This is a genomic window from Alcanivorax sp., assembly GCF_040118815.1.
Lineage (GTDB): Bacteria > Pseudomonadota > Gammaproteobacteria > Pseudomonadales > Alcanivoracaceae > Alcanivorax.
Genome location: NZ_JBEDTC010000006.1, coordinates 142,453 through 155,095 on the forward strand (window position 1 = coordinate 142,453; position 12,643 = coordinate 155,095).

Genomic DNA, 12,643 nt, shown 5'->3' on the forward strand with positions numbered 1-12,643 from the left:
CAATGCAGGGGGAGAATAACAGATGACAGGGATAGTGAACCGTTTTGCGGTGGGGCCGATTACGGGTGAGTCCGGCGAGAGCCATGTGCGCCTGTTTGGGGCATTGCCCAAAGGCGGGCTGGGCGCAGGCAATAAATGCATGTGGGGGCGGGTTCGCTGGCGCAAACGGGGCGAGGATAGTTGGTCTGAGCCCCGTAAGTTCCGCCTTAATGGCAACTTCGATGGCTCCGGGGTGGTGGTGATCAACGGGCTTGAGCCTGGCACCCGCTACCAGTATCAAGCCGGTTGGGTGCACAGCGAAGAGGATGGTGCTCCACTGGACTGGCACGCCATTGAGAGCGGGTGTTTTTCCACCAATCAGCCCACGGCTGATCAGACAACCTTCTTGTTTGGTTCCTGTTGTTACCGGTTTGTGGGGCTCGATGGGATTATCCAGGATGATCGTGCCGACAAGATTTTTGCGGAAATGTCGGTGCAGGCGGAGCAACACAAACCGGACTTTGTCCTGTTCGGCGGAGATCAGGTTTATGCCGATTCCATGTATAGCATTGGGGCCGCGGCAACTCGCGACGATTTCGATTCCCTCTATCGGGCCAGTTTTTCCCAGAAACACCTGGCCAAATTGCTAAGGGAAACCAACAGCTACATGATCCTTGATGATCATGAAATCGAGAATAACTGGCCCGCGAAGGCCGACGCCGAGTTGTGGACAAACAAGTATCCGGCAGCGATCAAGGCATACCAGATTTACCAGGCGTCCCATTCCCCGGCAGCGCCATTGAATGAAGCCGGTACCTATCTGGATCGTGACCCGGATAAATTCTGGTACACCTTTTCCCGTGGGCCGGCAGACTTCTTTGTCATGGATGTACGCACCGAGCGGGTGCTGAGCCGCTGGCCCTGGCAGCGCAAGATGATCAGCGAGATTCAGGAGCGGGCGTTTGTTGAATGGTTGGACCGTGACCCCGAGCGAATCAAGGTGCTAGTGACCTCGGTGGTCATGTTTCCTGAGCAGCGGCGCCCGTTTCGCGGGAAGGATGCCTGGGAAGGGTTTCGGCATCAGCGCCAGCGATTACTGTCTGCCATGGCGAAGAGCGCCAGCCAGAAGCTGGTGGTGCTCAGCGGCGATGTGCATGCCTCGCTGTACGCCAGTCTGACCTTGAACGGCGGTAAAAAAGTGCACAGCTGGACGTGCTCAGGTCTGTTCTGGCCTACCGCACTGTTCGCGTTTCGTTGGTACCGGTCGATGATTCGGGTGCCGGGGTTACTGTATAGCGGCTGGGGGCGTCCGTTGGGTCAGGTCAGCGTGCCGGGCGAGGTCTTTAGTGATAATGCGTTTTCGGTGGTGTCATTCGATGACAAAGGTGCCCAATTCGCGCTGTTCGACCGACGCAATCGCGCTGTACCGCAAGCAAGTCGAACCATCGAATGGTGATGTTGTTGTGAGAATAGCAGTGATGCTGCTGGATCTCTCATGCCTCCCATGGCGAAACGCTTACATGACTTGGGGCTTTTCTCGCCTTACCCCGGCTGGGCCGTTTGCCTAAAGTGGATCTCGCAAGGACGCGATGGAACACGGATGTTCGATTTCGGCCCGGTACAGCCTACGCCCGCCAACCCCAAATGGCGGGCGTTTCTTTTTCTGCCTTTCTCTCCTCTCTCTTTTTACCGCTCTTCCTTTGATTGCCCGTAACAGAACACCGATAATGCCCCGCTTAACAGTAGGAGTCGGTCATGTCTGAGCAAGCGGAACAGCGGGAAATCCTCAAAGCCAAACTGAACCAGGAAACCGCCAAGGCCAGCTGGCAAGAGCTGCAGCCGTTTTTCGCCCGTGGGCAGACGGTCTATGTGGCGCCAGAGCTGGATCTGATCGAGGTGGCGCTGGCGTTTTCAGACGATCAAGCCGAGATGATTGCCCTGTGGCGTGATAAAGCTCAGGTGGACAAGGTCACCGATGAACAGGCGGCGGCGTGGTTCGCGGATGATAAAGGCCTGTGGACCGTGGTACTGCCGCCCTGGGTTCTGGTGCAGCCGGAATCCGTGCAGTAACCCGACTTGTCGCCTAGGGGTACGTTGGCAATAACGGTTCCGTAGCGGATAACGTTGCCCAGTGGGTAGCGTTATCGCGTTTGGAGTGCCGTCCTTTTCTATTTTCTCCTTTCTTTCTCGCCCCTGGTTTTCGTCCCTCTCTGCGACTTATGCGGTGGGGGGCGAGTCCAGATGCCGCGTCCGGTATTCGCCGGGGGGCAGCCCAAGCCATCGCTTGAAGGCCTTGTTGAATGACGAGGGGTCTTCGTAACCCAGCTGCTGAGCGATTTCGGCAAAACCTGACTCGCTGTAGCGGACCAGTTGCTCGGCCAGTTCTGCGCGGACTTGATCCAGCAAATCCCGGAAGCGGGTGTGTTGCGCGCTGAGCCGCCGCTGCAGGTTACGCACGCTCATGTTCAGGCTGTTGGCCAGCGCCTGCTGGTCGTAATGACCTCCCTCCAGTTGATGGCGGAGGCGGTCGCGAATCAGCTCAATCAGGTTGTGATCGCGCAGGGAATTCAGGGTCTTATCACAGTGAATCAGTGCTTGCTGAAAACGCTCGTCATCGTGATTGGGGTTGAGCGTATCGAGAATACGGGCAGGGAATAGCACCTGATCGTGCTCGCAACTCGCAGTGACCGGGGCCTTCAATAAAGCGCTGAATAGCTCGGTGTGGGCGGTGCTCTCCCGCAAGTGAACGTGGACGTCGTCGTTGGCCTGCACGCCCAATGCCACATCTGCCAGACGCAAAAAACCACTCAGAACGGCATGGGTTTGCATGGTATGGAGTGGAGCATCACCGTTGGCACCGCAGCGCACCGCCACACTCTCGCCTTGCAGGTGAATGGTGACTTGCTGGGCTTCTGTGAGTAACGACCAGTATTGCTCCAGGACTTTCAGTGCCTGCCAGCCATCGCGGTAGTAGTGCAAGGCATCACCCAGCGGGGCGATATCGGGGAGGAGAATTTGTTGGCCAATGCGAATGCCCATGGCGGGGTCGCCGAGCTTTCTTTCCGCCTGCTCGAACAGCCGGTGAATGGCTGATACGTCCAGGCGCTCATCATTCTCGGTCAGTAGTGATGCCGGCAAACTGGCGCTGGTGAATAGTTCAAGCAGATCGAGCCCCTGGCGCTGCCAGTAACGCAGGTCACTGCGGAACATGGATATGTGTTTGCTGAACATGGGTTGCCTCTAATCTTTTATTCTTATGTCGTTGTTTTGAAACGGCATTGGTTTTTGGCGACACACTCCCTGTTTGGCTGGCGTCTGGCGCCATATGTTGCGTTTTCTCTCCCTCGTAAAGTAGCCACTTCGTACGATAGTACATCGATATGTGCGTGATAACGCACCATTTTGCGATGTGTGTGGCGCGTAAACCCTCAAAACGGTGACTTACGTCACGCTTTTGTCCTGATGTTAGGGAGAGTGATAATAATGAAATCAGATAAGAATAAATTCGTATCATCGCCGGCGGTGGCCATGTTGGCGCCACTGGCGCTGGCCGTATCTTTGGCTGCCTGTGGTGGCGGTGGCAGCAGCAGTGGTGGCGGTGGCGCTACCGACGGGGGGGAGAATCCGGTGGGATATCAGTTCCCCCAGGATATGCCTGCCGATGTACCTCAGCAGGAGATCGCCTGTGGCGGTGAAGATGCCATCGTGCTGGACACCAATAACCTTACTGATAGTGCAAAGATTGCTTTCCTTGATGCTCAGGATGGTGACGTTATCGTATTCCCGGAAGGCCGCTTTGACCTGAACGATACGCTGACGCTGGATGGGGAACTGGGTGGGGCTCGCATTGCCGATATCACGATTTGTGGCCAAGGCATGGACAAAACCATCCTGGATTTCAGCAATTCCGTGGGTGATGACGGCCTGTTTATCACCAACATCAATGATGTGGAAGTCTACGGACTGGCGGTGGTGGAAGCGGCTAACAATGCCATCAAGTTCCAGCATGCCGATGGCGTGCGTATCAACTATACCGCGACTGTATGGCAAGGTGAGCCGGACAAGGGCAATGGCGCTTACGGTCTGTACCCGGTAGAAAGCAGCAATGTGCTGGTGGAAAACAGCTACGTTCGCGGCTCTGCGGATGCCGGTGTCTATGTGGGGCAGTCACAGAACATTGTTGTGCGCAACAACGTGGCCGAATACAACGTGGCGGGGATCGAAATCGAGAACTCCACCGGTGCGGACATGTACAACAATATCGCCCGTTTCAATACCGGTGGTTTGCTGGTATTTGATCTGCCCATCGGTAATGGCACCTATGGTTCTGGTGTGCGGGTCTTCGGTAACACCGTGACTGAAAACAACACCAAGAACTTTGCCAATAGCAGCAGCAACCCGGGTGGCGTTCATATCGTACCGCCGGGTACCGGTGTCATTGTTCTGTCCACTGATGATGTTGAAATCTTTGATAACGAGATTGCCGATCACGACACCCTGGCGGTGGCGGTGACCAGCTTCTTTATCGCCGATGAAAACGCAGCGGGTCCCGATTATCAGTCCATCATCGCCGACGGTTGGCTGCCGCTGGTGCGCAATATCCATGTGCACGATAACGCTATCACCAATGCCGGTTCCGCACCGAACGGGGCGTTGATTCAGGACATGATTACGCTGTTCACGCTGACTCCGGAACTGCAGTGGCCGGGCATCCTGTATGACGGTCTAGGCGAGCAGCTGGCTAACAGCAGCGCTTTGCTGCCAGTGGCCGACGCTTATGAAGAGGGCGAGAAGGTTTGCTTCCAGAACAACGGCGACACCCTGATCGGCTACCCCTACGACCCGGCCACCGCTGCCACCATGTCCGGCCCGACGCTGAGCCCGTCCGTGGGCACTGATCTGCTGAATTGCAGCCAGCCCGCGCTGCCTGCGGCTACCTTGACCTTCAAGGGTGAGCAGTTTGGTTGTGGCGTCGACGACACCACCAGCGAGCACTGCAAGCCGGCCCCTGTCCTCTAACGTTTGTTTATCTTTTCTACCTGTCTGATTTCGGGGTGGCCTTGGCCGCCCCGAAGCAGGAGTTATGACATGAAAATCTTGATGCAGATTTCCCTGCTTTCTACCGCCGCTGTGCTGTCTGCCTGCGGCGGTGGTGGTGGTGGTAGTGGTGGCAGTGGTGGCGGTACGTCGGACGGCGGCGACCCGGTAGCCAAGAACTGCCTGATCAGTGACAGCGCTGATGTAAACTGGGATGCACTGGAAAACGACAACCTGGAAAAGCTGTCGGATTACAACCTCTTTGCCAGCAGCTGTGACCCCACCCGGAATGCCCATGGTGGCATGCCTTACGATTTGAACACGCCTTTGTTCTCCGATTACACCAGCAAATACCGCTTGGTGTTCGTGCCGGATGGACAGAGTGCGACCTACAAGGAAAACGATGTATTTGAATTTCCGGTAGGTACCGTCATTACCAAAACCTTTGCCCTGCCGGCGGATACTGCCTACCGCGGTTACGATCCGGAGACGAACACGGAAACCCTTCTGGAAACCCGTTTGCTGATCCACCGTGCCGGCGGCTGGACCGCGTTGCCTTACGTATGGAACGAAGCAGGTACTGAGGCGACTTATCGGATTCAGGGCGCACAGCTGCCCGCGACACTGGTACATAACGGCGCCCAGGAATCGTTTACCTATTCCGTGCCCGATAAGGCCCAGTGCAAGCAGTGTCACAGCCATGATGACGGCGACACCAATGTGTTTATTCCCATCGGGCCCAAGGCCCGCCATCTCAATGGAGACATGGACTATGGCAGTGGCCCGGAAAACCAGCTGACCCACTGGGGCTCCGCAGGCATTCTCAGCGGCTTGCCGGCTCTGGATCAGGTGGACAAGGTGCCAAACTATCACGATGCCGATGCGGGCTTGATCAGTGGTTACAGTGATGAACAACTGATGGCCGCTGCGAAAGGCTACCTGGACGTGAATTGTGCCCATTGCCACGGCGTGGGCGGGACCGCGGCCTATACTGGTTTGCAGCTGGAGTTTTGGCGAGACTATGACACCGAGAAAGAAAAGCACGGTGTCTGCAAAGGCCCTATCGCCTATGACCAGGGTGAAATGACCTACGACGTGGTGCCGGGCAAGGCGGATCAATCGATTCTGCATTTCCGTATGGATACCACCAATCCGCAGGACAGCATGCCACGCCTGGGGCGTGCACTGATTCATGAGGAAGGTGTTGCTCTGGTGGAAGCCTGGATCAACAGCCTGCCTGACGAGTCCTGTTCTTCGAAGTGAAGGTGATGCAGTGATAACAAGAACCGGCCTATATAGCGTCTTGTTATTGCTGTTGACGGCGTGCGGTGGCAGTGGCGGCGGTAGTGATACGGCCGCCACTGCACCAGCGCCGGAGCCGGATACCACCGACCCGCGCTGTCTTGCCGACAGCGACGGGCCTAATTGGGAGGCGCTGGCAGACGTGAACTGCCCGCGCTTGTCTCAGTACCAGCTTTTTTCCGATGGCCGTGATCCTCGTGTGGGCCCCACTGCGCCGGGGCTAGAGTTTGCCCCGGCCAGTGGCCTTTTTAGTGATCACGCCACCAAGTACCGATTTGTTTTTCTGCCCGAGGGGAGCGCGGCGCAATACCGTGACACTTTTGGGCTGGTATTCCCGGTGGGCACGGTGATGGTGAAAACCTTTGCCCTGCCGGTCAGCCCGGGCAGCGGTAATGATCGTTTGATGGAAACCCGCCTGCTGATCCACCGGGAGGCAGGCTGGGTGGGGTTGCCGTACCAGTGGCAAGCCGATGGGCAAGACGCCACCCTGGCCCGCACCGGCAAGGTCATCGACACCTATGTCATGGTCGACGGTGTGCAGCAGGATTTCCGCTACCAGATTCCCGATGTGTTGACCTGTCGCAAGTGCCACCAAGGCCGTACTGACAATGAAGTCATGACGCCGCTGGGTACAACGGTTCGGCAGCTGAATCATGATTTTTCCTATGCTGATGGAGCCAGGAACCAGCTGGTTTACTGGCAGGAAAACGGCATGCTGGCCGATGCTCCAGCCCCGGCGAGTTGGCCCCGCGCCGCGGATTGGCATGACACCAGCGAACCGCTGGACCTGCGTGTGCGTTCCTACCTGGATACCAACTGCAGCCACTGTCATAGCGATGTGGGCAGCGGCGCGCTGTCGGGTCTGCGGCTGGAAATGTGGCGTGACCCGACCGATTACATCTATGGCATCTGCAACCGGGCGCAAGGCTATTACGGTGGGCCGTTGGGCCTTACCTACGATATCGTGCCCGGCAATGCGGCTGAATCCGTGTTGCCGTTCCGGCTCGGTGCCGAACGCCATACCGATACAGCCAAAGACATGATGCCGCCACTGGGCCGCAGCCTTGCGGACCATGATGCAGTGGCATTGGTACGCCAGTGGATCGATCAGTTACCCGCAAAAGAGTGCGCCACACTAGACTGAATTGACCGGCCGACCGTTCCCTTCCTTCTCTTACTCGCAGAGCGATCCCCGACTGTCTCCCTGTTGTCGTGATGGTTTGTTTTTATTACTTGAAACGGCAGGCTGGTATTGGTCGCAGCCACCGGTATAGAGTGAGCGAAAGGGCCTGCGGGGCGTGCCCGGCCGGCCTGGCGACATTCCGGAGACTGTGAGTTCTCACATGACCCGGCTTTGCGCAGTCACTTTGCGTAGTAACAAGGACGCCGGAGGTTTCGATGCAGGATGACATCGCTCAACGCCAGGCGCTGTTGCAGGCCCAGCTGGAAGGGCAGGTCACTGCCCACATTGGGGCTGACCATCAGTCTCTGTTTCGCAGTTTTCTCGCTGCCTATTATGAAATGAGCAGCTTGGCGGCGTTGACAGCCCGTCCCCCTGAACAACTGTTTCATATCGCCCAACAGCACTGGCTGATGGCGCACCAACGCCACCCCGGCGAAACTCTGATTCACCTGAAACCACCATGCCGGCCCGGCGGGCTTGCGGCCCTGCGTACGGTGACGGAAGACATGCCGTTTCTGGTGGATTCCGTGGCCATGGCGGTGCGTGATGCCGGTACCGCCATCGACTGGACCGTGCACCCGGTGATTCAGGTTCGCCGCGATGCCCACGGGCATCTCACGCAAGTAGCGGGCGTGGGCGATGGCGAACAGCCAGCGGAATCCCTGATTTATGTGGAATTCGAGCCGTTGGCCGACGATGAGGACTACGCCCGCCTGCAGGATATTCTGGAGCGTGTGCTGGGTGACCTGCGCGTGGTAGTGGAAGATTTCGAGCCCATGCTGGAAAACCTGGAGGCCACCCGTACCAACCTGTCAGCCAGTTACCCGGAGCGAGACCAGCAGGAGCTGAACGAAGCTACCGGCTTTATCGAATGGTTGTCTGAAGATCACTTCACTTTTCTGGGGTATGCCCGTTCTGAGGCACAAGCGGTGCACGACGGCATGCAGTTGCATCTGGTCGACGAGGCGGGTCTTGGTCTGGCTCGGCCCACCAGCCCCTACGCCAATGCAGATGAATTTATTGCCCCCCACGACGAAATGGCCAAATACATCCGCCATGGCCGCTTGGTGGTGGTGACCAAAGCCAATGTGCGCTCGCCCATTCACCATCCGCATTATATGGATGTGGTGTCCGTGAAGCGCCTGGCTGCTGATGGTTCGGTGGAAGGCACTGACCGTTATATTGGGCTGTTTTCGCTGGATGCCTATATCAACCGGCCCCGTGACATTCCCCTGATTCGCCGCAAGGTGAACTACGTACTGGACCGCTCCCGGCTCCCGGAACGGTCACACTCAGGCAAACACCTGCGCGACATTATTTACCAGCTGCCCCGCGATGAATTGTTCCAGTGCAGCGAAGAAGAGCTGTATGACATCTGCATGGGCATTCGTGCCCTGCGCGATCGTCACCATCTGCGTGTGTTCATGCGCCGGGACCGTTATGGGCGTTTTTATTCGTGCATGATTTACCTGAGCCGCGAAGGCTATTCTCGGGAATTACGCGATAAAGTCACCGCCGAGCTGATGACGCTGTGCAACGGCCGCTCGGTGGAGCGTACGGTGGATTTCCTCCGTGAAGGCTTAGCCCGTATTCACTGCATTGTGCGCATTCCCCAAGGTACACAGTTGGCCATGACCGATAGTCAGGTCGAGCAGCGGCTGATCGAAATTACCCGTTCCTGGTCTGACCAGTTATGGGAAGTGTTGCGGGAAAGTGACTACCAGGATGAGCAGGGCGACAAAGTGGGCAGCCGGGCCGATGACGGGGCTGCCCTGGCCCTGCGTTACGGAGAGGCCTTTCCCCTGGGTTACCGGGAAGCACACAGTGCAGTGGAGGCGGCTGCCGACCTGCAATACCTGACGCAGCTGTCTGCGGACCAGCCGGTGTTGCCCAGTCTGGCCGTCACCGATGCGGATGGTGCAGCGTGCCCGACCAGCCTGCGCCTTTACAGCCTTAGCAATCCCATCGGGCTGTCCGATGTCTTGCCGGCCCTGGAGAATTTTGGCTTGCGGGTGGTGCGCCAGAACCCCACTCGGGTAACGCCCCGTGACGGCGAACCTCGCTGGATTCAGGTATTCGACGTGCAGGTCCATGGGGAGTGTTCGCTGGGGCCGGTGCAGCAAAAGCGTTATTTCGAAGAGGCCTTTCTGCAATGCTGGAATGGCCATACCGAAAACGATGGCCTTAATAGGCTGGTGTTGCTGGCGGGCCTGAATGCCCGGCAAGTGGTGTGTTTGCGCACCCTGACCAAATACCTGATCCAGACCGGGTTGCCGTATTCGCAAAACTACATGGAAGAGTTGCTGGCGGAACATGCGCGTATTGCACGCCTGCTGGTGCAGCTTTTCGAGACCCGCTTTGACCCGCAATTGACCGACAGCCGCCGCGATAGTGAGGGGCTGAAACTGGCGCAGAATCTGGACCATGAACTGGACAGCGTGGCCTCGCTGGATGCGGACCGGGTGCTGCGTGCGTTCTTGAGTGTGGTACGGGCCGGGCTGCGTACCAACTTCTACCAGCAGGATTCGGCGGGTCACGACAAACCCTATGTCAGCCTGAAACTCGACCCAGAGAAAGTCTCCGAGCTGCCGCCGCCGCTCCCCATGTATGAGGCCTTTGTGTATTCACCCACCATGGAAGGTATTCACCTGCGCGGTGGGCCCGTGGCGCGTGGCGGCCTGCGCTGGTCCGACCGGCGCGAGGATTTCCGCACCGAGGTGCTGGGCCTGGTCAAGGCGCAAATGGTTAAGAACGCCATCATCGTCCCGGTGGGCGCCAAGGGCGGTTTTGTGGTGAAAGGCGGCACACCGGGTGACCGCGAAGCGTGGCAACAACAAGGAATCGCATGCTACAAGCAGTTCATCCGAGGCCTGCTGGATATCACCGACAATCGTGAAGGCGACGCGATCGTGGCGCCGGAACAAGTGGTGCGACATGACGGCGATGACCCCTACCTGGTGGTGGCGGCGGATAAAGGCACCGCGACTTTCTCTGATATTGCCAATGGCTTGGCGGATGAATACGGCTTCTGGCTGGGCGATGCCTTTGCGTCCGGTGGCAGTGCCGGTTACGACCATAAGCAAATGGGGATTACCGCCCGCGGCGCTTGGGAAAGCGTGAAACGTCACTTCCGGGAACAGGATAAGGACATTCAGGCCCAGCCCTTCACCGTGGTGGGCATTGGCGACATGGGCGGTGATGTGTTCGGCAACGGTATGTTGTTGTCAGAACAGATCCAGCTGGTGGCAGCCTTTAATCACTTACATATTTTCATTGATCCCAGCCCCGATCCGGCGGCCACGTTTGCTGAACGCCAGCGCCTGTTCACCACCAAAGGCGCTACCTGGGATGACTTTGATCGCGCTGCCATGTCTGAGGGTAGCGGCGTCTGGTCGCGCAGCGCCAAGAGCATTGAGCTTAGCGAACAGGCCTGCGAGGCCTTGGGTATCAGCGAGCGGACGCTGACCCCCGCCGAGTTGATCATGGCCATTCTCAAGGCCCCGGTGGAGCTGCTCTGGAATGGTGGTATTGGCACCTATGTGAAAGGCAGCAACGAAAGCCATGGGCAGGTGGGTGACCGGGCCAATGACGCCATCCGCGTGAACGGCAAAGACCTGCGCTGTCAGGTGGTGGGCGAGGGCGGCAACCTGGGGCTGACCCAGCTGGGCCGTATTGAATTTGCCCTTAACGGTGGGCATATCAACACCGATGCCATCGATAACTCCGGCGGCGTGCACAGCTCCGACCGGGAAGTGAATATCAAGATTCCGCTTAACCAGCGTTTGCGTGATGGCCGGTTGGACCGCGATACCCGTGATCCTTTGCTGGTCAGAATGACCGATGATGTGGCCGACGCCGTGCTGCGCGATAACTACGTGCAAAGCTTGGCGCTTAGCTTGCTGGAATATAACGCCGCATCACGATTGGATGAACACGCCAATCACCTGCGTACCCTGGAACGTCAGGCCATGCTGGTGCGCACGGTGGAATTCCTGCCGGATGACGAATCTCTGGGTGAGCGCCGCACCCGCGGCAAAGGGCTGACCCGACCAGAGTTGTCGGTGTTGTTGTCCTATACCAAGAATGCGCTGTTCGATGCCTTGCTGGCCTCGGATGTGCCCGACGACACCTTCTTCGATCGCGATGTATTGCACTACTTCCCCCAGGAACTGGTGGAGTCCTACGGGGACGACCTGCTTAATCATGGCCTGCGACGGGAATTGATCGCCACGGTGCTGGCCAATGCGGTGGTTAACCGCATGGGCTTTGCGTTTGCCCATCGCTATGCGGATGAACACGGCTTGTCGTTGCACCGACTGGTGAAGGCTTACGCCATGGCTCATGCGGTGTTCGATGGTGATCTGTATTGGGCGCCGGTGGATGGCCTGGACGGGCGCGTGGACAGCCAGGTACAGCTGCGGCTTTATGGCCGGGTGATCGGGTTGATGAAACACGTGACCACCTGGCTGATTCATTACAAGTGGGGGCGCCGTCCGGTGGCAGAGGCGGTGGCTCGCTACCGCGACGCCATCGCCGAATTGGAAAGCATGCTGCCGGCGGCGTTGCCGGGCAGCTATCGGCAGGAATGGGACCAGGCCGTGGACGGCATGAAAGATGACGGCGTACCAGAAAAAGAGGCGAAATTACTGGCCAATACCATGGTGCTGGGGTGTGCCCCGGATATTGTGGAGCTGGCGTCGCTGGCCCAGGTGCCGTTGAAGCTGGCGGCGGAAGTGTACTTTCTGGTGGGCGACAAACTGCAGATTCTGTGGCTGTTGTCATCGATTCTGGATCTGTCTGTGCAGGATCGCTGGCAAGCATTGGCGCGGGCAAATCTGCGCGAAGATTCTTATCGCCTGCACCGGCAAGTGGCTGGCAAGGTGCTCGAGTATGAGGGTGACACGGCAGCAGCGCGCTTTGCTGCCTGGGAAGAAAAATCCCGCCGCAAAGTGGCGTTCGGCATTCACCGCTTACAGACCTTGCAGGCCGACGGCCCCCACGATTTCATGACGCTGGCAGTGGGGGTGCGGGAGCTGCGTAAATTGCGAAGCCTGTAATGTTCTCTGTTTTGGCGCCGCTAGCGCCCGGATAACACTTGAGTTGGTCGACCTCTGCATATACTGTACAAAAAGACAGTATATG

7 protein-coding genes are annotated in these 12,643 nt (G+C 58.0%); 6 read left to right on the forward strand and 1 reads right to left on the reverse strand.

Going from position 1 to position 12,643, the window contains the following annotated elements; genetic code table 11:
* The first annotated feature begins 22 nt into the window (after window positions 1–22).
* Both ABNH18_RS04655 and ABNH18_RS04660 read left to right on the forward strand, forming a co-directional pair.
* Window positions 23–1,435 (forward strand): alkaline phosphatase D family protein, encoded by a 1,413-nt coding sequence (locus ABNH18_RS04655; protein ID WP_349381687.1) that lies wholly within the window; start codon window positions 23–25, stop codon window positions 1,433–1,435.
* 299 nt (window positions 1,436–1,734) lie between these two features.
* Window positions 1,735–2,049 (forward strand): DUF2288 domain-containing protein, encoded by a 315-nt coding sequence (locus ABNH18_RS04660; RefSeq protein ID WP_349381688.1) that lies wholly within the window; start codon window positions 1,735–1,737, stop codon window positions 2,047–2,049.
* Window positions 2,050–2,196: 147 nt separating this feature from the next.
* Here ABNH18_RS04660 and ABNH18_RS04665 read toward each other — a convergent pair whose 3' ends face one another.
* On the reverse strand, window positions 2,197–3,210 hold the full coding sequence (locus tag ABNH18_RS04665) for a helix-turn-helix domain-containing protein (RefSeq protein WP_349381689.1): 1,014 nt from the start codon (window positions 3,208–3,210) through the stop codon (window positions 2,197–2,199).
* 252 nt (window positions 3,211–3,462) lie between these two features.
* Here ABNH18_RS04665 and ABNH18_RS04670 point away from each other — a divergent pair, with 252 nt between their 5' ends.
* The 4 genes from ABNH18_RS04670 (at window position 3,463) to ABNH18_RS04685 (ending at window position 12,558) form a co-directional block, all read left to right on the forward strand.
* The gene (locus tag ABNH18_RS04670) at window positions 3,463–4,998 is read left to right on the forward strand and encodes a parallel beta-helix domain-containing protein (protein WP_349381690.1); all 1,536 of its coding nucleotides are present in this window, start codon (window positions 3,463–3,465) and stop codon (window positions 4,996–4,998) included.
* A gap of 69 nt (window positions 4,999–5,067) precedes the next feature.
* Window positions 5,068–6,279 (forward strand): SO2930 family diheme c-type cytochrome, encoded by a 1,212-nt coding sequence (locus tag ABNH18_RS04675; RefSeq protein ID WP_349381691.1) that lies wholly within the window; start codon window positions 5,068–5,070, stop codon window positions 6,277–6,279.
* Window positions 6,280–6,289: 10 nt separating this feature from the next.
* On the forward strand, window positions 6,290–7,462 hold the full coding sequence (locus ABNH18_RS04680; protein WP_349381692.1) for an SO2930 family diheme c-type cytochrome: 1,173 nt from the start codon (window positions 6,290–6,292) through the stop codon (window positions 7,460–7,462).
* Window positions 7,463–7,716: 254 nt separating this feature from the next.
* Window positions 7,717–12,558 carry an NAD-glutamate dehydrogenase gene (locus tag ABNH18_RS04685; RefSeq protein WP_349381693.1) on the forward strand — a complete coding sequence of 1,614 codons (4,842 nt, stop codon included), beginning with the start codon at window positions 7,717–7,719 and terminating at the stop codon, window positions 12,556–12,558.
* Window positions 12,559–12,643 lie beyond the last annotated feature (85 nt).

Excerpts from the sequence above, each read along its gene's own strand:
- ABNH18_RS04655 (WP_349381687.1), top strand. The coding sequence starts at position 23 with ATGACAGGGATAGTGAACCGTTTTGCGGTGGGGCCGATTACGGGTGAG.
- ABNH18_RS04665 (WP_349381689.1), bottom strand. The coding sequence starts at position 3,210 with ATGTTCAGCAAACACATATCCATGTTCCGCAGTGACCTGCGTTACTGG.
- ABNH18_RS04685 (WP_349381693.1), top strand. The coding sequence starts at position 7,717 with ATGCAGGATGACATCGCTCAACGCCAGGCGCTGTTGCAGGCCCAGCTG.
- ABNH18_RS04660 (WP_349381688.1), top strand. The coding sequence starts at position 1,735 with ATGTCTGAGCAAGCGGAACAGCGGGAAATCCTCAAAGCCAAACTGAAC.
- ABNH18_RS04675 (WP_349381691.1), top strand. The coding sequence starts at position 5,068 with ATGAAAATCTTGATGCAGATTTCCCTGCTTTCTACCGCCGCTGTGCTG.
- ABNH18_RS04670 (WP_349381690.1), top strand. The coding sequence starts at position 3,463 with ATGAAATCAGATAAGAATAAATTCGTATCATCGCCGGCGGTGGCCATG.